Below are 26,018 nucleotides of genomic sequence, written 5' to 3'. Positions count from 1 at the left end.
TATTGACAGAACAACGGTGACAATCTATTCATTGTCACCATGACAAATTGGCTCCCTGATCTCTCTCGCGGCTCCGGTCCGGTCTATATGCGGCTGGCTGATAGCATCGAATCCGCCATTGCCAGCGGCGCCCTGCCCGCCGGCGGCAAGCTTCCGCCACAGCGCAATCTCGCCTACGATATCGGGGTGACAATCGGCACAATCGGCCGGGCCTACGCCTTGGTGCATGAACGCGGACTGGTTGCCGGAGAAGTGGGGCGCGGGACCTACGTTCTCGACCGCACGCAGGTGGCGCCCAACGAACAGGCCGATCCGCTGACGCTATCGCTTGGCGGTACGCGTGCCATCGATGCGCCGCCAAACAAGATCCGCTTCGACACGACAGCGGCGCCGGACCTTGGCCAGGGCAAGATCGTTGGCGGCATTCTCGGCGAGATCGGCGAACAGCACATGGCCGAGGTCTCGTCCTACTCGCGGCATTTCCCAACCAACTGGTTCACTGCCGGACGCCTATGGCTTGCGCGCAACGGCTGGACGCCGGATGCCGAAAACATCGTGCCGACGCTTGGCGTCCATGCTGCCGCGATAGCCGTGATCTCCGCGATGTCTGCGCCCGGTGACAAGATCGTTTTCGAGAACCTGAGCTACACGCAAGTCAGCCGCAGCGCCCGCATTCTTGGCCGCCGCACCATCATCGTCGATTCCGACGAGCATGGCGTCATCCCCGACGATTTCGAACGTGTCTGCCATCAACAGCACCCGAAGATCGCCTTCCTGATGCCGACTGCCCATAATCCGACGCTCGCAACCATGCCTGCCGCGCGCCGTGTTGCCATCGCCGACATTGCCCGCCGCCACGGTGTCTGGCTGATCGAGGACGATCTCTATGGCGGCATGACCGGAGACGATGCACCGTTGCTGGCCTCACTGGCGCCCGAGCGCACCTTCCTCGTCAACGGCTTGTCGAAGTCGGTCGCAGCCGGGGTTCGCGGCGGCTGGGTCGCCTGCCCGCCGCATTTCGCCCAGCGTATCAAGGTCACCCACAAGATGATAACCGGCGGCCTGCCCTTCATTCTGGCGGAGACCGCGGCCCGTCTTGTCGAGAGCGGCGAAGCGGAGCGTATTCGCGCCGCCTGCGTCAAGGAGCTGGCATCGCGCCAGGCCGTTGTCAGGGAACACCTCGGCGGCTTCGACTTCGTGTCGCATCCGCATGTGCCTTTCCTCTGGCTGAAGCTTCCGGAACCCTGGCTCTCGGGCACATTCAAGAATGCCGCCTATCAGGAAGGCGTCCTTGTTGATGACGAGGACGAGTTCAAGGCGGCCCGCTCGGAGCGCGTGTTCCACCGTGTCCGCGTTGCCTTCTCATCGCCGGGCGGCAGCGCCGAGCTTGCCAAGGGAATGATGATCCTCCGCCGCCTGCTGGAAAGCGGCGTCTCGTCCTATGACAGCGAAGTGTGACCTGTTGCATTTTCGCGCCAGCGCAATGCCGAACCCTGTCATATTTTAGGGGCCTCTTTACCGGCGCCTCACGCTGAGTTCCAATCGGTCATCAGCCGTTGCTGTGATTCGATGGGCGCGAGGGACAGCCTATGGACGCTTGTATCCGTAAAGTGGCGTTGCGTTTCCTGTCAGCATCTGCAGCCGCCATTCTCATTGCCGGATCAGCGAGCCTCCCCGCCCATGCGCAGGATCAGATATTCGACGAACTGCGCTTCGGCGCCTCGGCCTCCATCCAGGGCGGCAGCGAACATGAGGACGGCGTCTTCCCTGAATTGACGCTGTTCTTCGATCCGTTCGGCCACGACGAGGCCACCGGCCTGCAGAAACTGGCCCGCCCGCGCATCCATTTGGGAACGTCGATCGGTACATCCGGATCGGCAACACAGGTCTTCACCGGCTTTTCCTGGACCGCCGACTTTTCGGAAAAGGTCTTCGCCGAAGCGGGTTTCGGCGGCGTCATCCACACGGGTGAACTGGATGAGAACGACGACGGCCCGGCGCTTGGCTGCCGTGTGCTGTTTCACGAATATATCGGCGCCGGCTACCGTTTCGACAATCACTGGAATGTCATGGCCCAGATCGCCCACTCCTCGCATGCCAATCTCTGCGACGGCCCGAACAACGGCATGACGCGCGCCGGCCTGCAGCTGGGCTACAAATTCTAGGCATCTGCCGCTTCGAAAGGCGCTCGGTCCGGTCTTTGTTGACGGTGGGCATTTTCCTGTCGCGCGCCGCGCCAACTTGGGTTAAAGACACCCCAAAACGCGCAACGGCAGGGACTTTCGAGAGCTCATGACCATATCCAATACCCGCCCGATCACCCCCGAACTCATCGCCAGCCACGGCCTGAAGCCGGATGAATATCAGCGGATTCTGGATCTGATCGGCCGCGAGCCGACCTTCACCGAGCTCGGCATCTTTTCGGCCATGTGGAACGAGCACTGCTCCTACAAGTCTTCGAAGAAATGGCTGCGTACGCTGCCGACCAAGGGACCGCGCGTCATCCAGGGTCCGGGCGAAAATGCCGGTGTCGTCGATATCGATGACGGCGACTGCGTCGTCTTCAAGATGGAGAGCCACAACCACCCGTCCTACATCGAGCCCTACCAGGGTGCGGCGACCGGCGTCGGTGGCATTCTGCGCGACGTCTTCACCATGGGCGCCCGCCCGATCGCGGCGATGAACGCGCTGCGCTTCGGAGAGCCGAGCCATCCGAAGACCCGCCACCTCGTCTCCGGCGTCGTCGCCGGTGTCGGCGGCTACGGCAATTCCTTTGGCGTCCCGACTGTCGGCGGTGAAGTCGAATTCGATGCCCGCTACAACGGCAACATCCTCGTCAACGCTTTCGCCGCGGGCCTCGCCAAGTCGAACGCCATCTTCCTGTCGGAAGCCAAGGGCGTCGGCCTGCCCGTCGTCTATCTCGGCGCCAAGACCGGGCGCGATGGCGTTGGTGGTGCGACCATGGCATCGGCCGAATTCGACGAGTCGATCGAAGAAAAGCGCCCGACCGTTCAGGTCGGCGACCCCTTCACCGAAAAGTGCCTGCTGGAAGCCTGCCTTGAGCTGATGAAGACCGGCGCCGTCATCGCCATCCAGGACATGGGTGCCGCCGGCCTCACCTGCTCTGCCGTCGAAATGGGCGCCAAGGGCGATCTCGGCATCCTGCTCGATCTCGACACGGTTCCCGTCCGCGAAGAGCAGATGACCGCCTATGAAATGATGCTGTCTGAAAGCCAGGAGCGCATGCTCATGGTTCTCGAACCGTCGAAGGAAGAGGTCGCCAAGGCGATCTTCGTCAAGTGGGGCCTCGATTTCGCCATCGTCGGCAAGACCACCGACGACCTGCGCTTCCGTTGCGTCCACCAGGGTGAGGAAGTCGCGAACCTGCCGATCAAGGATCTCGGCGACCAGGCTCCGGAATATGACCGCCCGTGGCGCGAGTCGGGCAAGCGCGCGCCGCTGCCGGCCGAGCTCGTGGCTGCGCCCGCCGATTACAATAAGGCCCTGCTCGACCTCGTCGGTTCCGCCAATCAGTCCAGCCGCCGCTGGGTCTACGAGCAGTATGACACGCTTATCCAGGGCAACTCGCTGCAGCTGCCGGGCGGCGACGCCGGTGTCGTCCGCGTCGAGGGCCATCCGACCAAGGCGCTCGCCTTCTCCTCGGACGTCACGCCGCGCTATGTCGAGGCCGACCCGTTCGAAGGCGGCAAGCAGGCCGTCGCCGAATGCTGGCGCAACATCACCGCCACCGGCGCCGAGCCGCTGGCTGCGACCGATAACCTGAACTTCGGCAATCCGGAAAAGCCCGAAATCATGGGCCAGCTGGTCGAATCCATCAAGGGCATCGGTGAAGCCTGCCGCGCACTCGATTTTCCGATCGTCTCGGGCAACGTCTCGCTTTATAACGAAACCAACGGCGTCGCCATTCTGCCGACCCCGACCATCGCTGGCGTTGGCCTGCTGCCCGACTGGAAGTCGATGGCCCGTATCGGCAGCGCCGCCGAAGGCGACCAGCTGATCCTGATCGGCACCGACGGCAGCCATCTCGGCTCTTCGATCTACCTGCGCGACATCATCGGCAGCACCGATGGTCCGGCGCCTGAAGTCGATCTCTTTGCAGAGCGCCGCAACGGCGACTTCGTCCGCTCCGCGATCCGCAACGGCCAGGTTTCCGCCTGCCACGATATTTCGTCTGGCGGCCTGGCACTGGCGCTTGCCGAAATGGCAATGTCGTCGGGCAAGGGCCTCAATGTCACGCTGTCAGAGGGCAAGGGTGCCGCCCATGCCCTGCTCTTCGGCGAAGACCAGGCCCGCTATGTGATCGCGGTCAAGGCCGATGTCGCAAACTTCGTTTGTGCTAATGCCGAAGGTGCCGGCATACCGTTCCGCCGCCTTGGTTCTGTTTCCGGTGAGAACCTTGTTATCGACGATCTGATCTCGCTGCCCATTCAGCAATTGCGCAATGCCCATGAATCGTGGTTCCCTGAATTCATGGACGGCGGCAACGCGCTTGCCGCTGCCGAATGATGCGCAAGGAGTAAATCGATCATGCCCATGAAACCCGGCGACATCGAAGACATGATCAAGTCCGGGATCCCCGGTRCCAAGGTGACGATCCGTGATCTGGCGGGTGACGGCGACCACTACGCTGCCGAAGTCGTTGCTGAAGCCTTCCGCGGCAAGAGCCGCGTGCAGCAGCACCAGATGGTCTACGAGGCGCTGAAAGGCAATATGGGTGGCATCTTGCATGCCCTGGCGCTTCAGACCTCGGCGCCGGAATAAGACAGATGGATGCCCGGCCAAGCCGGGCATTTTCTTTTTCGGCCCCTTCCGCGCCCTAGCGCAATTTTAATCGTCTGCCGTCCATAATTCCCCCGCACACGAGAGCGGCGGATATTGGCATGACTTCTGGTTTCCCGGGCATTGCAGCTGAGGCAGAGAGTAGCGACCGTTCTTCTTCCTGGCTGAGAGTATTTGCGATCATCGCGCCGCTCAGCCTGATCATCGCCCTCCTGGATCTGGCCGACGGTCAGGCGTTTCTCGGCGATATCGACGACAAGATGCGGGAACTTCAGATCCGTCATCTTTTCCTCGGTGGCGGACACTGGTTTGATCTCGGTCTGCCGGTGATCGCAACGCCGGAGCCCTACACATCGCCCTGGTCGCGGCTGATCGACCTCCCCTTTGTGACGATTGCCTATCTGCTCTCGCCGGCATTAGGACCGGAGCACGCGCTCCAGATCGCATTCCATATCTGGCCGCCAGTGATGCTCGTCGGGTTCAGCGCTCTGACGGCCATGTTCTTCTCCCGGCAGATGCGCAGCGGCGTCGTCATCAGCTATCCGATCCTCGTCGTCAGTATCGTTTTTATGACCTATGCGATCTGGGAGTTCGTTCCCACGCGCATAGACCATCACAACATGCAGATCCTGGGCTTGCTGATGATCGGTGTCGGCCTGGAGCGCTGGAGCCGAGGCGGTGGAATTCTGATGGGCATCGGGACGATGATCTGCATCATCGTCGGCCTTGAGGGTCTGCCGCTGATCGCCGTCGCATTCCTGGGGCTGGTGGGCTGCTTCATCTTTCAGATCGCCGAATCCCGGGATGTTCTTCTCGGCGCGGCAGCCACGATCCTGCTGTTGACGTTGCCCGCAGCCTTCGCATTCATCGGACCTGCGGCAATACGATCGACACAATGCGATTCCTTCTCAGCTCCCTATATCGTTCTGGCGCTCGGCTGCTCATCGATCTTGCTGATCGGCGGTTTAGTGCTGCATCGGCAGACAGCACCGATCAAGATTGCTGCCCTTACAGCAATGGGCGGCGCATTCTTGGGCGTGACCGCCTACATCTTCCCGAGATGTCTATCCGGCCCCTACTGGATGATCGATCCGCTGTCGCGTCACGACTGGCTTGACCGCGTTCCGCAGGAATTCAGTTTTATCTACTATTTCCAGCATCCGCAGTTCACGATCCTGATGATGCTTGGCGTACTCGTGTGTATCGCCATTGCGGCACTACCGGCCATTCTTCAAGCCGCCCGGCGAGGAAATGCCGGTCTTGTCATCGTCTTTGCAATTGCCGTCGCCAGTCTCGCGATAACACTGCTGCAGACCCGAAACATCAGATTTACCTTCGCCTTCGTACCGCTTTTTCTGCCGTACGCACTGCAAATAGTGACCGCTCCCGAGAGCTTTGGGCCAAACGGCAAGGAGGCTCAGCGCCTCGTCGGCGCCGCTTTGGCATCGGTCATCGCGATCGCGCTGTTACTCCGTCTGGTTTTCCCGCCCCAGGAACAGAGCTACGACGCGATCGACTACATGGCCTACAGCGAGTGTGAGGGCCAGGATTTCTCGGTTCTGTCATCTGTCGCGCCGGGCAAGATCGCCGTTCCGGCCGGGCTTTCGCTTCCGCTCGCGTTCGCCTTGCCTCCGGGTTTCTCGGTCGCAGCGCTTCCATTTCACCGTGCGTCGCCCGGGATGAAGCGCATGTTCGAACTTTTCACGTCGGCAGACAGCGAAATCCGAAGAGAAGCAGCCGCTCCTTTTGATTATGTCGCCGTCTGTGCGTTTCCGCTACCGGTCGACGCCAGCCAAGCGCCGGTCTATGCTGCGCTTGCGCAAGGCGGCTCCTGGCCGGGACTGATCCAGATCAACAATCCATCGGCATCGGATTTCAAGTTGTTCCGCATCGATCACCAACTTTTCCGTTAGCTGATCTCTGCTAGCCCCGACTTCAACGCCCCATCAGCCATCACCGTTCCCGCCAGCGGCCCAGAAGTCAGCAGCGTGAAATCGAAGGACGCCTGCAAATCAGGGCCAAGCACGTATTGCCGGTGCACCCGCAGGAAATCGAGCTTGATCTTCTTGTAGTGCTCGGGCGTCAGCATCTGTTTGACGCGGATGAACAGCATCTTTGCCTGCGGCGCATCACCGTGACCGGAAACGGCGACGACCGGAACCTTGTAGAAATGGATCGCGTCCGTCAGACACTGAACGTCGAGCCAGAAGACCGCGGGATTTCGGGCAATGGCGCCGACGCGCGACCGCAACAGGGTGGCAGACTTCAGCAACGCACATTGCAGCACCGCGGAGCCAAGCGAGGCAAAAACGACGCGCTTGCCATGGAGCAGACCCGGCTCGCGCTCGAGCAGCATCCCGAGAACATGCGCAGCCACGCTTGAGCCCATGCTGTGCGATGAGATGACATATTCGTCCGCCTCTTCCGCAAGAGCCGCACGCGCGGCCAGAGCACAGCGCTCCAGAAAGTCCTGGAATTGCGGCCTGTTCATGTGCCCGAGCCCGACGGCCATCTCCCAATCGGCAAACAGGTGCAGCGTATGGAACCGTTCCGTGAACGGCAGAAACACGAAGGCAAAGAAGATGCCGGCAAGCGGCAGACTCCAGACCAGATGCCATGCGGCAAAACCGGCGCCAACGGGCAGAAGCGCGATGGCGGCAGTCAGCAGCATGCCGAGCATCATCAGCAGAAAGGGAAAGATGAAGAACAGGCCGAAACGCCAGGCGTGGCGGAAATAGCCGGTCATTGCGCCATCGGCGATAATCCTCGCTGCCGCGGCAAATCCATCCGCCATCCGCCGCGCCAAAGGCTTATTGCGAAGCGACTGGACGAGTTCGTCGTGGTCGAAGATGTGGATCGTGTTTTCGGTCTGCCAAGCCGGCGCATTGGCATGAACGGTAAAGCGCAGAGGATAATCGGATGTTTCGGCGTCTCCCGTCTCGACCGCGTAATTCCAGGCCGCAGCACTCTGCTTGGCGGAGCGCTCGTAGCGCGCCCGCTGCGCGCGTCCATCCAGAGGCTCGAAGCCCGGGAAATGCAGGACCACCCGCTTCCTGATCAGTTCCATCACTATCTTTCCGGCAAGCCCCCATGGCGCCATCGGCCGCCGCCTTGCACGCCAAATAAGGCGGAAAAAGCACGAACGGACGCGAACTCCGCTTGCTAACCTAAAACATCCGGAATTCAATAGCCGGGGAACCGGTTTGTGTCGCAGGGGGCATTGGATGGCAGATCTTATCAAAGAACTTGTCAACGGCGTGGTCGAAAGCGTTCTCAAGGAGATCCTGAAGAAGACCAGCGGAAGCAACACGACGAAGCGCACGAAACGTCAGACGCGCTCGGCAACCACTGGCCGGTTCAAAAAGGCTGCCACCCCGCGCAAGACCACCAAGAAACAGGTCAGCAAGCGCCGCACCGCAGCCGTCCGCACCAAGCAGCGCAGCCGCTGAAGACAGCGGCGTAACGAAAGCGCAACAGCGTTACCTAGCATGCTTACGATTGGTCTTTTTTTGGCATTGACTGCTGGAATTTGATCGGGCGCATGCTATCTAAAGCAAACGATTGAAACGGTGGGCCTTTAACCCGCCTGTTGAAAGGATTAGGTCCCATGAGCGGCATCAACGAATTCATCGCCAACGAAATCAAGACCAACGACGTCGTCCTTTTCATGAAGGGCACGCCGCAGTTTCCCCAGTGTGGTTTCTCCGGCCAGGTCGTCCAGATTCTCGATTACATCGGCGTCGACTACAAGGGCATCAACGTGCTCGCCGATTCGGAAATCCGCCAGGGCATCAAGGATTACTCCAACTGGCCGACGATCCCTCAGCTTTACGTGAAGGGTGAGTTCATCGGCGGCTGCGACATCGTCCGGGAAATGTTCCAGGCGGGCGAATTGCAGCAGCATCTGCAGGAAAACGGCGTCGCGGTTCGCGCCGCCTCCTGACCGGGCACCGGGCGTCCGTCCGGTTTCCAAACCTGATTTGATTTGAGTCCGAGGCGCTGTGCTGAACAGCGCCTTGGCCTGTTTATGGGAATTTCTAAAGTGACGGACACCTCTCCCACCGTTGCCGCGGGTCGAACACCTATGGGCAAGCGAGAGTTCATCTTTCTGGCTGCCTTCATGATGGCGGTCAATTCTCTCGCCATCGACGTCATGCTTCCCGCCCTCCAGCAGATCGGCGCCAATCTCGGGGTCGAAAGCGAGAACCACCGGCAGTTCGTCGTCTCCGCCTATCTCTTCGGCTTTGGTCTGGCGCAGTTGTTCTTCGGCCCGATATCGGACCGTTTCGGCCGCCGCAAACCGCTCTTCGTCGGCCTCGTCATCTATATCTGTTCCGCCTTCGGCATTGCACTGATCCCGTCCTTCGGCGGTCTGCTGGTGCTGCGTTTCATCCAGGGCATCGGTGCTGCGGCCACCCGCGTCATCACCATATCGATCGTCCGCGACATCTATGGCGGCCGCCAGATGGCCGAAGTGATGTCGCTGATCTCGATGACCTTCATGATCGTGCCGGTGATCGCGCCGGGCACCGGCCAGCTCGTCATGCTGTTTTCCACCTGGCACATGATCTTCGTCTTCATCGGCACGATGGCGACGCTGATCCTGATCTGGGCCTATAACCGCCTGTCAGAAACGCTGGCGCCCGCCAATGTGCGTCCGTTCACCGCAAAGTCTGTTATCGGCGGCTTCAAGCTGGTGCTCACCAATCGCAGCGCGCTTTGCTACACGCTGGCAACCACCGTCGTCTTCGGCGCGCTGTTCGGCTTCATCAATTCGGCGCAGCAGGTCTATGTCGGCATCTATGATCTCGGGGTCTACTTCCCGTTCGCCTTTGCCGGCGTTGCGATCTTCATGTCGTTCTCATCGTTCCTGAATTCACGGCTCGTCGGCCGTTTCGGCATGCGGCGGCTGTCGCATGCCTCGCTCGTCGGCTTCATCATCGTCAACACCATCTGGCTGCTGGTGCAGCTTTATGGTCCGCAGCCAACGCCCTTCCCGGTCTTCATCTGTCTGTTCGGGCTGGCGATGTTCCAGTTCGGCTGGATCGGCTCGAACTTCAATTCGCTGGCAATGGAGCCGCTCGGCCATGTCGCTGGTACAGCATCATCGGTTCTCGGCTTCACCAGCACCATCGGCGGTGCAGCTATCGGTGCGGCCATCGGCCAGGCCTTCAACGGCACGGCGCTGCCGATGGTCATCGGCTATTTCACTGTCGCCTTCATCGGTCTCGGCTTCGTGCTGATCGCTGAAAAGGGACGGCTTTTCCAGCCTCACAATCCGGCCGTCTAGGCGGCCGGATAGCATTTTCTTTGGGGGACTTCATCATGGCGGCGGATCACACGGCGCATATCGAAAACCAGGGCTCGGCCCGCATCGGCATGGGCTTTGCCGAATTCGTCATCACCATCGCGATCATGACCGCGAGCGTTGCAATGGCGATCGACAGCATGCTGCCGGCATTGCCGGCCATCGGCCATTCGCTTAACGTCACCAACACCAACGACGCCCAGCTGGTCATCGCCGTGTTCTTCTTCGGCTTCGGTGTGTCGCAGATCCTGTTCGGCAGCCTCTGTGATGCCTTCGGCCGCCGCAACATCCTGCTTGGCGGTCTCGCCGTCTACGTGCTTGCGATGTTCGGCGCGGCCGCGACCTCGAGCTTCGAAATGCTGCTCGTCATGCGTTTCGTCCAGGGCATTGGCGGCGCAGCGGTGCGCATCACCAGCATGGCGATCGTCCGCGACTGCTTCGGTGGCCGCGAAATGGCCCGCGTGATGTCCTTCGTGATGATCGTCTTCATGATCGTGCCGATCGTCGCCCCGTCGGTCGGCCAGCTGATCATCAGCTATGCCAACTGGCATTGGATCTTTATACTGCTCGGTCTCGTCGGCTCGATCCTTTTCATATGGGCAGCCGCCCGGCTGAAGGAATCACTGCCGCGCGAGGAGCGCATACCGCTCTCGTTTGCCGCCGTCGGCAATGGCTTCAAGACCGTTTTGACCAACCGCATTACCTGCGGCTACATGATCGGTCTCACGATGTTCACCGGCGTCATCAGCGCCTATGTCATCTCCGTCCAGCAGGTATTCGGCGAGGTCTATGGCCTCGGCGACTGGCTGCCGATCGCCTTTGCGGCGACCGCCGGTGGCATCGCCGTCGCCAACTTTGCCAACGGCTTTTTCGTCCGCACCTTCGGCATGCGCCGCATTTCCCATGCAGCGGTGCTTCTCTTTACCGTCATCTCAGCCTTCGGCTTCGTCGTGGCGCTCGGGGGCACAGTCAATTTCGCGCTCGACTACACCCTCTTCACGGTGCTGCTGATGCTGTTTGCGGTGATCGCCACCAATTTCACGGCAATCAGCCTTGAGCCGATGGGCAATCTGGCCGGCACAGCAACCGCGATCACCGGCTTCGTATCGACGACTTTCGGCGCCCTTCTCGGCGGCGGCGTCGGCCAGCTATTCAATGGCACAGTCCAGCCGCTCTTCGCGGGCTTTGCCGTCTTCGGTGCGATCAGCGTTGCCGCAACGCTCTGGGCCGAAAAAGGCAAGCTCTTCACCCATCCCGGCGACAGCCCGCAGCTCGATCCCGGTGCTGCCCACTTCTAATAAAAAAAGCCCGCCGGATTGGCGGGCTTTTTTGATTGCGGCACTGATGGCGAAGCTTATCGCTTGCCCATCGGCTTGCGGCTCTTGTCGCCCTTTACCGACGATGTCTTCGCATCGTAGGCCTGACCGAAATTCGTGCCGCCGAGATGGCCGCCGCCGCTGGTGTTGGCAACCTGGCGTTCGGCTCTGCGAAGAAGCAAGTCTGCATTTGTCTTTTTCATCATGGCTCTCAATATTGGATCAATGAAAAAAGGCTGGGCGAAAACCCAGCCTCCCGATCGTCTGAAGACCAGTGCCAGTACATCCGTGGTCAAAGGTCGAAGACGGTAGTGTTATGCAGTCGCGAGGTTCTCGGCAGCATTCTTGCCGCTGCGATTGTCGCGCACGACGTCGAAAGTGATCTTCTGACCTTCAACGAGGTTGCTCATGCCCGACCGTTCGACGGCCGAAATATGAACGAAGATGTCAGGCGAGCCGTCGCTCGGCTGAATGAAGCCGAAGCCCTTGGCGGAATTGAAAAACTTGACGATTCCATTGTTCATGACGATTTCCTTTCAATCGCGTTGAGATTACCGCCCGGCGCACGCCGTCGGTGTGTGATCGATTTGAGAGGAAAGATTAGCTCGGGCGCTCGAAGCGCAAAAACGAAGCTCAACAGGCAAGTTCGATGCGCAGGTATATAGACCTCAATTGTGCTCGCATAAAGGCAGAGCGTGATTTGGCGAAAACTATTGCGTGTGGAGCGCCAAAATCACCCAATGAGGTGCGCTTCTGTAGCGGCCACCAGAAATTTCTTCCGGGCCTCGCCGGCATCCGCCAAACCATTGAAGGCGTCGAGACAGGTAACCTCCGCACGATACAGTGCAGGTCCTTCCTTCAACGGCCACTCCGTCACCATCAGGCGGTAGGCGTCATGAACAGTCTTGACGACTCGGTAACGCCCACCGAGCCTGATACGCACTGGAGAAAATGCAGGGATGCTCTTCATGACATCAACCTCACGCAAAACATGCGACTCAACGAATCACCTTGCGAGTCGTTCCGGACCAACGCGCGCCCATGCCAATCACGGTTCAAGACCGCTTCGGCATGGGATTGATGACGTTTCGTTCATCTGGCGTTCATATTCCTTGCTGCCATCGCTCTTTGGGGTTACTCTTTAAGGGCAACGTTGGAGCAAGAGATGATCAAGACCACCGTCGCGGCGTCCGTATTTGCCGCTTATGCGTTTGCGATGTTCGCAATCGCCTCCCTTCCACAGAACCTGCCGGCAGTGCCGGTCGACCAAATCACCACGAGTTCGACGAACTGACCAAACGAAAAACCCGCTCGATAAGCGGGGCCGTTTCGTGATCAAAATGCTTGGGAGGACATATGCTTTCCCTCCTATATATCGAGCATGGATCGAGGCTTTCGGCCTCGCCACCTAAACGGTGAAAACTTCTCTCCGCAACAACTCCCAGGACGCCTTGTCCGGCGCGATCAGCAATCCGCCATCGACATGATGCGGCAGATAAGGCGTGCCGTCGAAACGCGCCGCATGGGCTCCGGCTTCCTGAGAGATAAGCGTCCCTGCCAGATGATCCCACGGCATCAGCTTGTTGTACGAGAGATAGTGCACGTGCCCGGATGCAAAGGCGCGATATTCATGCGCGGCGCAGCGGTAGTTGGCCAGAAAGCGCACCTTCGCCAGATTTCCGAGAATTTCGGCGCGCTTTTCCTTGGCGAAGAAGCCGGTCGAAGCCATGCCGACCATCTGATCGAGCGCGACCGGCTCAGCAACAGACAAGCGCTCGGTCTCGCCGTCAGGGCGCTTCAGCCAGGCGCCGCCACCCTTCTCCGCCAGAACCCAATCGTCACCCATCGGATCGTAGATAATCCCCGCAACGGTTTCGCCCCTCGACACGACCGATGCCATGACGCCGAAAGCCGGAATGCCGGACGCGAAATTGAACGTGCCGTCGACCGGATCGACGATGATCGCGAGATCCGCGCCTTCAATTCGCTCGAGCAGTGCCGGATCGGCAGCGACCGATTCCTCACCAACGAACAAGGCGTTCGGCCAGAGTTTGGCTGCCTCGGCCTTGATCATCCGCTCGGCCTGCTCATCGGCCTCCGTTACCAGATCGGTCGCCTCACTCTTGGCGCGCACGTCGCCGGCGCTAAGCCTGCGGAAACGCGGCAATATTTCGGCCTTCGCCGCCCGCCGAAGAAGATCGGAAAGCGTCGTGATATCAATTGTCGAGGTCATGATAAGTCCCTGTTTGAGCGTTCCGCCCAGTTACTCGCTCTTCGGTGACGGTTCCGTGACCATCAGGCTCGAAAAATCGAAGAGCTTCGGATCGAGAAGATGCGACGGGTTCACATGGGAGAGTGCGCGCAGCATCGTGTCCTTGCGGCCAGGCATCCGCCGTTCGATATCGGCAAGCATGTCCTTCATCGCATTGCGCTGCAGACCGTCCTGCGAGCCGCAGAGATCGCAGGGAATGATCGGGAACTGCATCGCCGCCGCAAACTTCGCCATGTCATCCTCGGCGCAATAGGCAAGCGGCCGGAGAACCATCAGGTTACCTTCGTCGTTGAGCAGCTTCGCCGGCATCGATGCCAGCCGCCCGCCGTGGAAGAAGTTCATGAAGAAGGTCTCGAGAATATCCTCGCGGTGGTGGCCGAGAACCAGCGCATCGCAGCCCTCTTCCTTGGCAATACGGTAAAGATTGCCGCGGCGCAGGCGCGAACAGAGCGAACAGTAGGTGGCCCCCTCCGGCACCTTCTCCTTCACGATCGAATAGGTATCGCGATATTCGATCCGGTGCTTGACGCCGATGCTCTTCAGATATTCCGGCAGAATGTGTTTCGGGAAGTTCGGCTGGCCCTGGTCGAGATTGCAGGCGATCAGTTCGACGGGCAGCAGTCCGCGCCATTGCAAGTCGAGCAGCAGCGCCAATAGGCCGTAGCTGTCCTTGCCGCCGGAAACGCCGATCAGCCAGCGCTTCTGGCCCTTGAGCATATCGAAATCGTCGAAGGCCTGGCGCATCTGGCGCAGCAGGCGCTTGCGTAGCTTGTTGAACGAAACGGAACGCGGCGCATCGGCAAACAGCGCATGGCCGATCCCGCCTTCGTCGGCGGTTTCATCGAGTGCATCGGCAATGTTGGCTGCGATATTCATCGTTTCTTCCAGATGGTCAGGACTTTGCCTTTAGCAGAAAGCGGCCGGCAGACACAGCATCAATCGCCGAAAATGGACCAGCCGGTGCGCGCCGCCAGCATCTCCAGCGCCACGGCGCCGAGCTGCGAGTTGCCGACCTTGTTCAGCCCCGGGGACCAGACGGCGATCGAAGCGACACCCGGCGCCACCGCAAAGATCCCGCCGCCGACACCGCTCTTGCCAGGCAGGCCGACATGATAGGCGAAGTCGCCGGATCCATCATAGTGGCCGCACATCAGCATCATCGCGTTGATACGCCGCGCCCGCTTCGGCGAAACCACCGAATGGCCGGTCACCGGATTGCTGCCGCGCGCCGCCAGGAACAGGCCGGCACGGGCGAGCTGCTCGCAGGTCATCGACAGCGCGCATTGATGGAAATAGACGCCGAGCACATGCTCGACCGGATGATCGATATTCTTGTAGGCGCGCATGAAATTGGCGAGCGCGAAATTGCGGTAACCGGTCTGCGTTTCCGAGCGTGCCACTTTCTCGTCGATCGTCACCGATTCGTCGTCGGCGAGATAACGGACGAAGCGCAGCAGCTCGCCGATCGCCTCGCGCGGCGCATGTCCCGCCATGACGACATCGGTAACGGCGATGGCGCCGGCATTGATGAAGGGATTGCGCGGGATACCGCCCTCATGCTCCAGCTGGACGATGGAATTGAAGGCCGAACCTGATGGCTCGCGGCCGACGCGCTTCCACAGGCTCTCGCCCACCTTGCCGAGCGCCAGCGTCAGCATGAAAACCTTGGAAATGCTCTGGATGGAGAAGGGCACGGCGGCATCGCCGACGCTGTAGACCTTACCATCGACGGTGGAGATCGTCATCCCGAACTGGTTCGGATCGATCTTGGCCAGCTCCGGAATGTAATCCGCAACCTTGCCCTCGCCGATCCGCGGCGTCAGTTCTTTGTAGATGCTGTCGAGGACTGCCTGCAAATCCACCATGACTTCTCTCCAGAGAACAAAAAAGCCGCCCTGGAGGCGGCTTTTCCGTATGCGAAAACGCCTCGCGTTGATTAACGCGAATAGAATTCGACCACCAGATGCGGCTCCATGACGACCGCGTACGGCACGTCGGAGAGCGTCGGGACGCGAGCGAAGGTCGCAACCATCTTGTTGTGATCAACTTCGATGTAGTCAGGAACGTCACGCTCAGCGAGAGAGACGGATTCCAGAACCGTTACGAGCTGCTTCGACTTCTGACGAACTTCGATGACGTCGCCGGCCTTGCAACGGTAAGAACCGATGTTGACGCGGACGCCGTTCACAGTCACGTGGCCGTGGTTGACGAACTGACGTGCAGCGAAGACGGTCGGAACGAACTTGGCGCGATAAACGATCGCATCCAGGCGCGATTCCAGAAGACCGATGAGGTTTTCGGAAGTGTCGCCCTTGCGGCGGTCGGCTTCAGCGAAGATTGCGCGGAACTGCTTCTCACGCAGGTCACCGTAGTAACCCTTCAGCTTCTGCTTGGCGCGCAGCTGCACACCGAAGTCCGAAAGCTTGCCCTTGCGGCGCTGACCGTGCTGGCCCGGGCCGTATTCGCGGCGATTCACCGGGGACTTAGGACGGCCCCAGATGTTTTCGCCCATACGGCGGTCAATTTTGTACTTAGACGATTCGCGCTTGCTCATCGTATTTCCTTTCAGAGTGTTAGAACGGTCTGTTGTCAGATCGCTCGAAGGAAACACGCCCTCCTTTGGCCCCTTTTGGGAGGCCCGACAGGATTTTCCGGTTACGCGAACTGGAAAGATCCACGGGACATGTCAAATGAAACACGGGACATTGCTGCCCCGTGCTGGCGCGGTCTTTAGGGATAAGTCACGGGATTGTCAAACGGAATTTGGCTCCGCCGCGTCTGCGCCAGCCGCCTCGATCGAACCGGCAAGCTTGCGCAGCAGACCGGCAAGCGCCCTCCGCTCACCCTCGTCGAGCACATCCAGATGACGGAGCTCGCGGGCCATGTCTTCGCGAAACGCCGCCTCGGCACGCGCCACACCTTCGGCCGTCAGCGCCACCTCGAAGCTGCGCTTGTCCTGTTCCGACCGCCGCCGCTCGATCAGTCCCGCCTTTTCCAGCCTGTCCAGCCTGTGCGTCAGCCCCCCGGACGAGATCATCAGCAAACGATAGAGATCGGTGGGGATCATCCGGTAGGGCGGCCCTGCCCTGCGGATCGTCGAAATCACATCGAACTCGCCGCGATCGAGACCGAACTCCGCGAAGGTCGCCTCGATCGACGGCCGCACAAGATTGGAGAGCCGGTAGATGCGCCCGAGAATGCTCATCGGCATCGTATCGAGATCGGGCAGTTCCTCGGCCCAAAGCGCGCGCAGCCGGTCAACGTGGTCTTCCGTCGTCATCAACAGCTCCAATTTATCTTGACGAGAAGATAAATTGGGTTATCTTCTCACTAAGATACTTAGATAGCGAAGTCCGGCGCACGATCCAAGGAGGAAATCATGTTCCACATCATCCCGCGCGAAGATCAGAACCAGTTCCCCAATCGCACCATCCTCTTTGAAGGCGGAAATTTCGGCGCACCCGTCTCGGTCTTCCTGATCGACAGCGAACCCGGCCAGGGGCCGGCACTCCACACTCACCCCTACACGGAAATGTGGATCGTCCGCTCCGGCAAGGCGCGCTTCACGGTCGGCAACGAAACGCTCGACCCCAATCCCGGCGACATCGTCGTCGTCAACCCCGAGACGCCGCACCGCTTCAAGAATATCGGCACGACGCGGCTCGAGCTCACCTGCATCCATGCAAGCCCCGAGATCATTCAGACTTGGGTCTGAGCAAGATTATTCCGCGGCACTCTTCAGTGCATCATCGTCTGGTGCATCCGCCGAGCCTGGTGCTGTTTCGGCCTGAAGGTCGGGGAATGCGACGATGCGCTTGCCGGTGAAGTCGGTGTGGACGACGATCAGGCCCTGCTCCTCGAAATAACCGAGAAGACGGCGGGCACGGCGGGCGGAGTGGGTACCGTAGGCGCGGGCGATCCGTGCATCCGACGGGCATTGTTCGCCGCCGATTGCGGCCTTCGCCATCATCAGGAACACGCCCTGCAGGTCGTCGGTGACGCCGTTTGAAAGCGAGAGCGCCGTCGCCCAGGCTTCGCCAGCCGCCATGTCCGCATCGACGCCGGAGCGCGACACCGCAACGCGGCGGCGGAATTCCGGCAGCGGCATCGGCGGGCCCGGCACGCGGCGCATTCGCAGACGCACCAGGAACTCTTGGTAGAGCACAGAATCCGTGCGGAAACCCGAGGCCGGATCGTCGAGAATTTCGGCAAGGACCGCCGACAGGCGCTCTTCGCGCTCGTCTGCCGAGAGCTCCGGCTGGCTGCTGCGCGGCTCGGATGGTGCCGGCGTCGCTGCTGGTGCCGAGCGAGCCAGTTCGGCAAGAATATCGGTGGTCGGGCGTGGTGCGGGCAGAGCGCGGCGAACGAGCGGCCGCTGAAACTCTTCGGGATCCGGTGTGAAGATCAGGTCTTCGACGTCCTGCGGAGCATCCGGCAGCGGCATCAGCTTCGGGCTCGACGAGCGCGCCGACGTCTCGACATTGCCGATCTGGATCGGCAGCGGGCGGCGCGACAATGCCGGACCGAGCGCCACGAAGTTTCCGCGCTTCAGGTCGCGGAACATTTCCGCCTGGCGCCGGTCCATGCCGAGAAGATCGGCGGCCCGGGCCATGTCGATATCGAGGAAGGTGCGGCCCATCAGGAAGTTGGAGGCTTCGGCGGCAACATTCTTGGCAAGCTTTGCCAGACGCTGCGTGGCGATGACACCGGCCAGGCCGCGCTTACGGCCACGGCACATCAGGTTGGTCATCGCGCCCAGCGACATCTTGCGCGCATCTTCCGAGACATCGCCACCGACTGACGGTGCAAACATCTGCGCCTCGTCGACGACAACGAGAACCGGATACCAATATTCGCGGTCGGCATCGAACATGCCGTTGAGGAAGGCGGCCGCAGCGCGCATCTGCTGCTCGATATCGAGCCCTTCCAGGGTCAGGACGCAGGAGACGCGGTGCTGGCGGATTCGGTTGGCGATACCGGCAAGCTCGGCTTCGGTGCGCTCGCCATCGACGACGATATGGCCGAACCGGTCGCTCAGCGTCACGAAGTCGCCTTCGGGATCGATGATCACCTGCTGAACCCATTGAGCAGACTGCTCCAGCAGCCGCCGCAGCAGATGTGATTTTCCGGAACCGGAATTGCCCTGCACCAGCAGACGCGTTGCCAGCAGCTCCTCGATATCGAGTGTCGCCGGGCTGCTGCCGGACGCCGTTCCCATATCGATGCCAACCTGCAAGTCGAATTCCTTTTAATATCTGTCCGCCGTCTCTAGCAGATTCGCCGCTGTCTTTGTTACCCGTCTCTGATGGAAACCCACAGAAAGACTGCAGGCTTCAGACAGCCTCGGGTTCGACAAGACGGCTCTGAGCATCGCCGCTGCGCGGTTTTAGCATCCGGGTGAAGATCAAGCTGACGGAAAGCGGCACGATCAGCACCGCAAGCCCTGCCCTCAGTCCCCAATATTCGCCGATGAAGCCGATGATCGGCGGGCCGATCAGGAAGCCGAGCAGTGCGACGAAGGAGAGGATCGCAAGGCTTGCGGCCGCCGGCCGGTCGGTTAGCGCAGCCGCCGATGTGACCGCAAGCGGAAAGCCGACCGAGACGCCGACGCCAACAGCCGCAAATCCGATCAGCGCCAAGGGAGCTACCGGTGCCAGCAGGATGATCGCCATCCCGGCAAGCGAAGCGGTGCCGCACGCCCGTGCGATCGCTACCGCGCCGAAGCGGCCTTTCAGATAGTCGCCGCTGAACCGCCCGGCGGCCACCATGCATGCGAAGACCGAGTAGCCCAGCCCCATCTGCGCTCCCTCGGAACCGAAAACATCACGAAGATAGACCGCCGACCAATCGGCGATCGCTCCCTCGGTCATGGTCACGCCGAAGACGAAGGCACAGACGCCGAGCAGCGCTAGTCCCGGAAGCTTGAAGCCACTTTTCACCGCAGTCTCCGCATGGTGACTTTCCGGCAGTTTCGGCAATCGGGTGCTGACGATGAGCGCGATCGGCAGCACGATCACCGATATCGCCAGGATCGACCAATGCGGCGCAGTGCCGATGGCGATCGCGCCAACGCCGAGCAGACTGCCGAACATGATGCCGAGGCTCCAGAAGCCATGCGACCGGCTCATGATGATCAGCCCGGTGACTTTCTCCGTCAGGTCCGCCTCGACATTCATGCCGAGCTCGACGGTCGACAACGCAACGCCGAGGATCAAAAGCGAGAAGAACAGCAATGTGACGGTCGGCGCAAAGGCCGGCAGCGAGACAACGGCGAGGAAAAAGACAAAGCCATAGATAATCGCCGCCCGTCCGCCGATGCGCGAGACGACGCGCCCTGCAAAGGAGAGCGTCAGCAGCGTTCCGACAGGCAGGCCAAGCAGGGCAATCGCCAGATCGGCGGTGCCGAGCTGCAGTTTCGCCTGAATGTCGGGAATACGCGGCAGCCAAGCGCCGAAGGCGATCGGCTGCAGGAAAAAGATCAGCATGACAAGTCGTTGAAGCGGCACGGCGCATTCCTTCATTCTCAGGCACGGAAGGTGCCGCACCTGATTCCCCGGCAGCGAGTCTGCGTCATCACCAGAGCGAAAGAAAGCGTTGAAACGCCTTAGCGGGTGCTGAGACCGAAGCCCTGCATCAGCCGTGTCGTTGCAAAATCCGGGTTGCCCGACGTGAAGACCGCAAAATCGAAATTGTCGGGATGAACCGCATCGGCCACTTCCGGTACGAGGCTGCGGGCACGGCGCGCAATCGCCTCGGCCGGATCCAGCCAGTCCACGGGCCACGGCGCTAGTCGCCGGAAAAGATTGGCCATGAACGGATAATGCGTGCAGGCGAGCACGACGATATCAGTCTTGCGCCCGTCCTTCTCGACGAAACACTGCTCGATCTCGCTCATCACCGCGGCGTCCGATACGGTCTCGCCGCGGATATAGGCCTCGGCCATCCGCGCCAGATTTTCCGATCCGACCAGACGGACATGGCATTGCTGCGCGAAGGACTGGATCAGGTCGCGCGTATAGGCGCGCTTGACGGTACCAGGCGTTGCCAGCACCGAAACCAGCCCGGAACGTGTCCGCTCGGCCGCCGGTTTGATCGCAGGCACCGTTCCGACGAAGGTCATCTGCGGAAACGCAGCGCGCAGATCGGCGCCGACAAGCGTGAAGGCCGTATTGCAGGCGATGATGCAGACTTCGGGGTCATGCTCTTCGAGCAGCCTGGCAAACAGGCTGACGACACGCTCCTTCAGCGCCTGCTCTTCCCAGCCGCCATAGGGAAAGCCGGCGTCGTCAGCGATATAGATGAAGCCGCGCTCCGGCATCAGCACGCGCGCTTCGCGCAGCACGGTCAGCCCGCCGATACCGGAATCGAAAACCAGGACCGGTTTCAGCTCATTCCCCGCTGCTGTCATCTTTCGGCCGTTCCTTGGTCTTTTCGGGAGCCCGGCTGCCGCGTGGATATTGCCGCGAGAACCGGTCGAGGGAGGAGATCACGCCGCGCAGCACGCTGATTTCCTGCTCGGTGAAGGCGCGGCGCGACAGGACTGCGCGCAGATTGTCCACCATTTTGGGCTTTTTCGCGGGCGGGTGGAAATAATTGCGCGCATCAAGCGCCTCCTCCAACTGGTCGAAGAAGCCGAACAGCTGCTCCTTGGTCGATGGCGTCTGCTCCATGGCCTGGAAGCGCACCTCGCCCAGATCGTCCATCCCGGACTTCATCCACTCGTAGGACATCAAAAGCACCGCCTGGGCGATGTTGAGCGAGGCGAACGCTGGATTGACCGGAAAGGTGACGATCTCGTCCGCCAGCGCCACTTCCTCGTTGCTGAGGCCCCAGCGTTCGCGGCCGAAGAGAATGCCGACGCCCTCCCCGGCGCGAAATCTCGTCCGCAGCGTCTCGGCGGCTACCACGGGCGAGCGTACCGGCTTGAAACCGTCCCGCTCGCGCGCCGTCGTCGCATAGACGAAGTTGAGGTCGGCGATCGCCTCCTCCAGCGTGTCGTAGACCTTCGTGCCGGCGATGACGTGATCGGCCTTCGACGCCGTCGCCTGCGCCCTCTCGTTCGGCCAGCCGTCGCGCGGGTTGACGAGCCGCAGCTCCGCAAGGCCGAAATTGGCCATGGCGCGCGCCACCATGCCGATATTTTCGCCCATCTGCGGTTCGACCAGAATGATCGCCGGTCCTTCGGTCAGAAGTTCCCGCTCGCTGTTTGTGCCTGCCATGAATGCCGTCCTTGCTTTCGAGCCGGAATAGCCTTGCGCGCGGCAAACGGCAAGACTTATGCGGCCGGATAGAGCCGGTCGAGGACGCCGCCGACCATCTCAACGCCGAGCCTCGCGCCGCTCATCGAGATCGGCAGATGCCGTGCGGCGGAAGCTGCCGACTGGCGCTCGACGAAGAAACACTCCGAACCGCGCGGCGCCACCGCCGAGAGCCGCGTCCGCGCAGCCGCCAGCGCCGCGCTCACCTTTTCACGCTCCGCATCGCTCAGACCCTCGCCATAAGAGCTGGCGACGATCCTGGCCCAATAGGTGCCCGACAGAAAGATCGCCAGCGTCTGCCGGATCCGGCCGGGACGTGTCACCACCGACCAGGCCGACCCGAGAGGCCGTGCAGCGACGGTGACATCGCGATAGGCACCATCGAGCGTCTGAGAAAGCGAGATGAGCTCGTAGCGCGGCTTGCCGTCGAGGATCGCCGAGAGCAGCGCATCGAGCGCGTCGAACCATTTCTGAAGTGCGGCATCCAGTGCGCCGCGGGTGCGCGCCGGGAAAACCAGGAAGGCGACCGCCGTCCCGGCCAGCGTCCCGATCAACGTCTCCTCGATGCGCAGCGCCAGCAGATCGACAGTCAACGCACCGGTCATCCCGTAAACGAGACAGAGTACGATCGACACGAAGAAGGTCATCGTCGCATAGGAAATCTGCAGGAAGTAGAAGGCCAGGAAGATGCAGACGACCGCGACGGGGATGGCGATCGCGTCATGGCCGGTCAGCAGCGTCGCAAGCCCGAGGCCCACGACGATGCCGAACAGCGTGCCGAGCGACCTCTGCAGCGCCTTCATCGCCGTGTCGCCGCGGGAATTTGTATTGGTGAAGACCAGAAACGAGGCGAGCACCGCCCAGAACCATCGTTCGCGCGACAGCATCAGCCCGAAGCTCATGGCCAGCGCGGCAGCGAGCGTGATCTGCAAGGCGGATTTGATCAAAGGATTGGCGAAGGAAAAGTCGATCGCCGCAGCGGTCGGCTCGTCATCGGCGGGCTCCACACCGGCGAATGCGGTCATCTGCGCCTGCGCGATTGTCTCCACGAGGTGACGTCTGGCGTCACCGAGCCAGAAAAGCGCCCGCCTGGTCTCGGCTGCCGGGTCGGACGATGTGTCATCCTGTTGAGCAAGGCTTCCTTGCTTGCCTTCGATGACGGCGTGAACGAGCGCGAAATCCGGCAGGCTCTGCTGGCTGAGCACGATGGCGCTTTCCGCGGCGAGATGCAGATCGAAAAGACGGATCGCCAGTTCGGCTGCCGGATCGCCACCCTTGTCGAAGACGCCGCCGGCCGGCCGTGGAATGAAGCTCTCCGTCATCAGCACCACTTCCTTCAGCCGATCTTCCAGCTGGCGCAGTTCCTGCCGGTCGTGCTCCCCGACCTGTCCGTCCGAAGCAAGCGCTGCCAGCTTGAAGAGGATCTGGTTGACCCTGCCCCGCACGCTTTCCAGCGATCGCAACAGATCGCGCCGCCAGTTGTCAGGCAGCAGCATCGCACGGACGACATGTCCGGTCAGCGCCGAAACAACGGGACCGACCGCGATCAGCGGCAATTCGCCGATGTCAGGGTGGAAATAGGCCCCCATGAAATAGGAGGTGAAGGCGAACATGCCGATGGCAAACCCGCGCGGCCCAAAGACGCGCGCCGAGGCCGCAAGGCAGATGACCACCAGAAAGACCAGATCGGTCAGCACCCGATGATCTTCCAGCGCCGCGGCGATTGCCACGACGGCAAGACTGGCCAGGCATCCGAGCAGCCGCGTGATCAGCTGCCGCGAATTGCCCTTGTCGCGCACGGCGACGCCCCCCTCGATCGACAGCACGATGCCGAGACCATAGGAGGCGGTCGGTAGCGGCACAGCAAAGAGATGGATCGCAAACAGGATCGCAAAGGAGATGACGATCGTCAGCGTCACCCGCGATGCCATGCGAAAGCGCGACAGCGCCGGGTCGTTGGCAAGCAGCCAGTCACGAAGATCGAAGCCCGAAAACAACCGATGAGCCCTCATCCGGCGCAGTCACGAAACATGCCCTCTCCGGACATACCGCCAAACGGGGCAAAATCAAACGCCGGGCCAGCCCTCACTGGCCCTTGGCGATCTCGTCCATCGTCGCCTTCAGCGAACTGGTGGCCTTGGTCTCGGGATCCTCGAGCATAATGTCGTCGATGACGGCCTTGCCGCCTTCCGTCGCCATCTCGAAGCGCACGGTGGAAACCGCCTGTGCCTCTTCGCCCTCGCCGCATGCCATCTTGCGGAACGACGCCACGACCTCATCCTGACCATCGGCGGCTTTCTGCGGCGTCAGCTTCAGATCTTCCAGCGGGCAGGCATCCTGGCCGTTGACGATGACGTCGTAATCGAAGGGTGAAATGCCGTCGTCCACGGCGGGATGCTTTGCCGCCTCGCGGTACTTGGCGGCGAAATCCTTGCTGTAGCGCGTGTCGAGTTTGCCGGGGTCGAAGATGTCGACCCATTCGATATCGTCGCCTGACCAGTTGTTGACCGTGGCGTCCATGACCTCCTGAACCGGCGCCGGGATTTCGGCAGCTTTTGCAAGGGTCGGAAGACCGGCGAATACGGTAAGCAGCAAGGCAATCGTCTTCATGATGAAATGTCCGTTAACGAAGCAATTGCCGCGGACACTAATCAAATCCGCGGACTTGGCAATGGCCCCAAAATGCTCTTTCCGGGGTGCTTGCGGCTTTGCGTTCCAAGCACACAATGCTATAGCGCTCGGGATTTCAAAAATCACCCGCCACGGGACCCAGTCCCCACCAGCTTACGAGGCAGATACATGAAAAAGATCAAGGTCGCTAACCCCGTCGCCGATCTCGACGGCGATGAAATGACGCGTATCATCTGGCAGCTTATCAAGGACAAGCTGATCCATCCGTATCTCGACCTCGATATCGATTACTTCGACCTTTCTGTCGAAAACCGCGACGCCACCAACGACCAAGTGACCGTAGACGCCGCCAACGCCATCAAGAAGCACGGCGTCGGCATCAAGTGCGCGACGATCACGCCGGACGAAGACCGCGTCAAGGAATTCAATCTCAAGCAGATGTGGAAGAGCCCGAACGGCACGATCCGCAACATCCTCGGCGGCGTGATCTTCCGCGAGCCGATCATCTGCCAGAACGTTCCGCGCCTCGTCCCGGGCTGGACCAAGCCGATCGTCGTCGGCCGTCACGCTTTCGGCGACCAGTACAAGGCGACCGATTTCAAATTCCCGGGCAAGGGTAAGCTCTCGATCAAGTTCGTCGGTGAAGACGGCGCAGTCATCGAGAAGGACGTTTTCGACGCTCCCGGCGCCGGCGTGGCCATGGCGATGTACAACCTCGACGAGTCGATCCGCGAATTCGCCCGCGCCTCGATGAACTACGGCATCATGCGCGGCTGGCCGGTCTACCTGTCGACTAAGAACACCATCCTGAAGGCCTATGACGGCCGCTTCAAGGACATCTTCGAGGAAGTCTACCAGGCCGAATTCAAGGCCAAGTTCGTCGAGCTCGGCATCACCTATGAACACCGCCTGATCGACGACATGGTCGCCTCGGCGCTGAAGTGGTCCGGCGGCTACGTCTGGGCCTGCAAGAACTATGACGGCGACGTCCAGTCCGACACGGTCGCACAGGGCTTCGGCTCGCTCGGCCTGATGACTTCCGTCCTGCTCTCGCCGGATGGCCGCACGGTCGAAGCGGAAGCCGCGCACGGCACGGTGACCCGCCATTACCGCCAGCACCAGAAGGGCCAGGAAACCTCGACGAACTCGATCGCCTCGATCTTCGCCTGGACCCGCGGCCTCGCACACCGCGCCAAGCTCGACGACAATGCCGAACTTGCAAAGTTCGCGGCAACGCTCGAAAAGGTCTGCGTCGACACCGTCGAGGCTGGCTTCATGACCAAGGACCTGGCGCTGCTCATCGGCCCGGATCAGCCATGGCTGTCGACGACTGCCTTCCTCGACAAGATCGACGAGAACCTCAAGAAGGCCATGGGCGCCTGAGGCGGCCAGAACCAGAGAACGGCAGAACGGCGGGATCTTCCCGCCGTTTT

Annotated in this window: 27 protein-coding genes; 12 read left to right on the top strand and 15 right to left on the bottom strand. The window is 61.1% G+C overall.

Annotated elements, in window-relative coordinates; all coding sequences use genetic code 11:
- The first annotated feature begins 39 nt into the window (after positions 1-39).
- The 5 genes from AC1DIJ_RS16975 (at position 40) to AC1DIJ_RS16955 (ending at position 6,713) form a co-directional block, all read left to right on the top strand.
- Positions 40-1,458 (top strand): aminotransferase-like domain-containing protein, encoded by a 1,419-nt coding sequence (locus tag AC1DIJ_RS16975; RefSeq protein WP_112387260.1) that lies wholly within the window; start codon positions 40-42, stop codon positions 1,456-1,458.
- A 131-nt stretch (positions 1,459-1,589) separates the two neighbouring features.
- Positions 1,590-2,165, top strand: a complete 576-nt coding sequence (locus AC1DIJ_RS16970) for an acyloxyacyl hydrolase (RefSeq protein WP_112387259.1) — start codon at positions 1,590-1,592, stop codon at positions 2,163-2,165.
- A gap of 127 nt (positions 2,166-2,292) precedes the next feature.
- Positions 2,293-4,527, top strand: coding sequence for a phosphoribosylformylglycinamidine synthase subunit PurL (gene purL, locus AC1DIJ_RS16965; RefSeq protein WP_112443940.1), 2,235 nt, complete (start codon positions 2,293-2,295; stop codon positions 4,525-4,527).
- Between the two features lie 21 nt (positions 4,528-4,548).
- Positions 4,549-4,782 carry a BolA/IbaG family iron-sulfur metabolism protein gene (locus AC1DIJ_RS16960; protein WP_477831486.1) on the top strand — a complete coding sequence of 78 codons (234 nt, stop codon included), beginning with the start codon at positions 4,549-4,551 and terminating at the stop codon, positions 4,780-4,782.
- 119 nt (positions 4,783-4,901) lie between these two features.
- Positions 4,902-6,713 (top strand): hypothetical protein, encoded by a 1,812-nt coding sequence (locus AC1DIJ_RS16955; RefSeq protein ID WP_112387256.1) that lies wholly within the window; start codon positions 4,902-4,904, stop codon positions 6,711-6,713.
- On the opposite strand, the gene AC1DIJ_RS16950 is transcribed toward AC1DIJ_RS16955, so the two are convergent.
- Positions 6,710-7,867, bottom strand: a complete 1,158-nt coding sequence (locus AC1DIJ_RS16950; protein WP_112387255.1) for a hypothetical protein — start codon at positions 7,865-7,867, stop codon at positions 6,710-6,712. The two genes, AC1DIJ_RS16955 and AC1DIJ_RS16950, sit on opposite strands and share 4 nt — an antisense overlap.
- A 157-nt stretch (positions 7,868-8,024) precedes the next feature.
- Here AC1DIJ_RS16950 and AC1DIJ_RS16945 point away from each other — a divergent pair, with 157 nt between their 5' ends.
- The 4 genes from AC1DIJ_RS16945 (at position 8,025) to AC1DIJ_RS16930 (ending at position 11,406) form a co-directional block, all read left to right on the top strand.
- Positions 8,025-8,249 carry a hypothetical protein gene (locus AC1DIJ_RS16945; RefSeq protein ID WP_112387254.1) on the top strand — a complete coding sequence of 75 codons (225 nt, stop codon included), beginning with the start codon at positions 8,025-8,027 and terminating at the stop codon, positions 8,247-8,249.
- Positions 8,250-8,407: 158 nt separating this feature from the next.
- Positions 8,408-8,743 carry a Grx4 family monothiol glutaredoxin gene (gene grxD / locus AC1DIJ_RS16940; protein ID WP_112387253.1) on the top strand — a complete coding sequence of 112 codons (336 nt, stop codon included), beginning with the start codon at positions 8,408-8,410 and terminating at the stop codon, positions 8,741-8,743.
- 141 nt (positions 8,744-8,884) lie between these two features.
- Entirely contained in the window at positions 8,885-10,090 is a 1,206-nt protein-coding gene (locus tag AC1DIJ_RS16935) for a multidrug effflux MFS transporter (RefSeq protein WP_112387252.1), read from the top strand.
- Between the two features lie 35 nt (positions 10,091-10,125).
- Positions 10,126-11,406, top strand: a complete 1,281-nt coding sequence (locus AC1DIJ_RS16930; RefSeq protein WP_112387251.1) for a multidrug effflux MFS transporter — start codon at positions 10,126-10,128, stop codon at positions 11,404-11,406.
- Between the two features lie 56 nt (positions 11,407-11,462).
- On the opposite strand, the gene AC1DIJ_RS16925 is transcribed toward AC1DIJ_RS16930, so the two are convergent.
- From AC1DIJ_RS16925 to AC1DIJ_RS16915, 3 genes are all read right to left on the bottom strand, one after another.
- Complete coding sequence (locus tag AC1DIJ_RS16925; RefSeq protein ID WP_310300036.1) at positions 11,463-11,627, bottom strand: hypothetical protein; 165 nt, start codon at positions 11,625-11,627, stop codon at positions 11,463-11,465.
- A gap of 111 nt (positions 11,628-11,738) precedes the next feature.
- Positions 11,739-11,948 (bottom strand): cold-shock protein, encoded by a 210-nt coding sequence (locus tag AC1DIJ_RS16920; RefSeq protein WP_112387250.1) that lies wholly within the window; start codon positions 11,946-11,948, stop codon positions 11,739-11,741.
- Between the two features lie 209 nt (positions 11,949-12,157).
- Complete coding sequence (locus AC1DIJ_RS16915; protein ID WP_112387249.1) at positions 12,158-12,394, bottom strand: DUF982 domain-containing protein; 237 nt, start codon at positions 12,392-12,394, stop codon at positions 12,158-12,160.
- 195 nt (positions 12,395-12,589) lie between these two features.
- Here AC1DIJ_RS16915 and AC1DIJ_RS16910 point away from each other — a divergent pair, with 195 nt between their 5' ends.
- Complete coding sequence (locus AC1DIJ_RS16910; RefSeq protein ID WP_310300038.1) at positions 12,590-12,718, top strand: hypothetical protein; 129 nt, start codon at positions 12,590-12,592, stop codon at positions 12,716-12,718.
- 114 nt (positions 12,719-12,832) lie between these two features.
- On the opposite strand, the gene AC1DIJ_RS16905 is transcribed toward AC1DIJ_RS16910, so the two are convergent.
- The 5 genes from AC1DIJ_RS16905 to AC1DIJ_RS16885 form a co-directional block, all read right to left on the bottom strand.
- Positions 12,833-13,657: an inositol monophosphatase family protein gene (locus AC1DIJ_RS16905; RefSeq protein ID WP_112387248.1), complete on the bottom strand. Its 825-nt coding sequence runs from the start codon at positions 13,655-13,657 to the stop codon at positions 12,833-12,835.
- 30 nt (positions 13,658-13,687) lie between these two features.
- The gene (ttcA, locus tag AC1DIJ_RS16900; protein WP_112387247.1) at positions 13,688-14,572 is read right to left on the bottom strand and encodes a tRNA 2-thiocytidine(32) synthetase TtcA; all 885 of its coding nucleotides are present in this window, start codon (positions 14,570-14,572) and stop codon (positions 13,688-13,690) included.
- 59 nt (positions 14,573-14,631) lie between these two features.
- Positions 14,632-15,561, bottom strand: a complete 930-nt coding sequence (locus AC1DIJ_RS16895) for a glutaminase (RefSeq protein WP_112387246.1) — start codon at positions 15,559-15,561, stop codon at positions 14,632-14,634.
- Between the two features lie 71 nt (positions 15,562-15,632).
- The gene (gene rpsD / locus AC1DIJ_RS16890) at positions 15,633-16,250 is read right to left on the bottom strand and encodes a 30S ribosomal protein S4 (protein WP_112387245.1); all 618 of its coding nucleotides are present in this window, start codon (positions 16,248-16,250) and stop codon (positions 15,633-15,635) included.
- A gap of 198 nt (positions 16,251-16,448) precedes the next feature.
- Positions 16,449-16,976, bottom strand: a complete 528-nt coding sequence (locus AC1DIJ_RS16885; RefSeq protein ID WP_112387482.1) for a MarR family transcriptional regulator — start codon at positions 16,974-16,976, stop codon at positions 16,449-16,451.
- Between the two features lie 99 nt (positions 16,977-17,075).
- On the opposite strand from AC1DIJ_RS16885, the gene AC1DIJ_RS16880 reads away from it, so the two are divergent.
- Positions 17,076-17,411 (top strand): cupin domain-containing protein, encoded by a 336-nt coding sequence (locus AC1DIJ_RS16880; RefSeq protein WP_112387244.1) that lies wholly within the window; start codon positions 17,076-17,078, stop codon positions 17,409-17,411.
- A gap of 6 nt (positions 17,412-17,417) precedes the next feature.
- Here the strand turns inward: AC1DIJ_RS16880 and AC1DIJ_RS16875 are convergent, their stop codons facing one another.
- The 6 genes from AC1DIJ_RS16875 to AC1DIJ_RS16850 all read right to left on the bottom strand — a co-directional run bounded on the left by AC1DIJ_RS16875 (position 17,418) and on the right by AC1DIJ_RS16850 (position 24,564).
- Positions 17,418-18,932 carry an ATP-binding protein gene (locus AC1DIJ_RS16875; protein WP_112387243.1) on the bottom strand — a complete coding sequence of 505 codons (1,515 nt, stop codon included), beginning with the start codon at positions 18,930-18,932 and terminating at the stop codon, positions 17,418-17,420.
- A 97-nt stretch (positions 18,933-19,029) separates the two neighbouring features.
- Positions 19,030-20,181 (bottom strand): MFS transporter, encoded by a 1,152-nt coding sequence (locus AC1DIJ_RS16870; RefSeq protein WP_477831498.1) that lies wholly within the window; start codon positions 20,179-20,181, stop codon positions 19,030-19,032.
- 119 nt (positions 20,182-20,300) lie between these two features.
- Positions 20,301-21,104: a glutamate racemase gene (gene murI, locus AC1DIJ_RS16865; protein WP_112387242.1), complete on the bottom strand. Its 804-nt coding sequence runs from the start codon at positions 21,102-21,104 to the stop codon at positions 20,301-20,303.
- Positions 21,085-21,915 carry an RNA methyltransferase gene (locus AC1DIJ_RS16860; RefSeq protein WP_112387241.1) on the bottom strand — a complete coding sequence of 277 codons (831 nt, stop codon included), beginning with the start codon at positions 21,913-21,915 and terminating at the stop codon, positions 21,085-21,087. Before AC1DIJ_RS16860 ends, murI begins: the two co-directional genes overlap by 20 nt.
- A gap of 56 nt (positions 21,916-21,971) precedes the next feature.
- Positions 21,972-23,966 (bottom strand): FUSC family protein, encoded by a 1,995-nt coding sequence (locus AC1DIJ_RS16855; RefSeq protein WP_112387240.1) that lies wholly within the window; start codon positions 23,964-23,966, stop codon positions 21,972-21,974.
- 73 nt (positions 23,967-24,039) lie between these two features.
- On the bottom strand, positions 24,040-24,564 hold the full coding sequence (locus AC1DIJ_RS16850) for a hypothetical protein (protein ID WP_112387239.1): 525 nt from the start codon (positions 24,562-24,564) through the stop codon (positions 24,040-24,042).
- Between the two features lie 189 nt (positions 24,565-24,753).
- Between AC1DIJ_RS16850 and AC1DIJ_RS16845 the strand changes: the two genes are divergently transcribed.
- Positions 24,754-25,968: an NADP-dependent isocitrate dehydrogenase gene (locus AC1DIJ_RS16845; RefSeq protein ID WP_112387238.1), complete on the top strand. Its 1,215-nt coding sequence runs from the start codon at positions 24,754-24,756 to the stop codon at positions 25,966-25,968.
- Positions 25,969-26,018 lie beyond the last annotated feature (50 nt).

This window comes from Rhizobium sp. 10N427 (assembly GCF_056394605.1).
The sequence above is the reverse complement of the archived record's forward strand: the minus strand, read 5'-3'. Positions and strand labels throughout refer to the sequence as shown.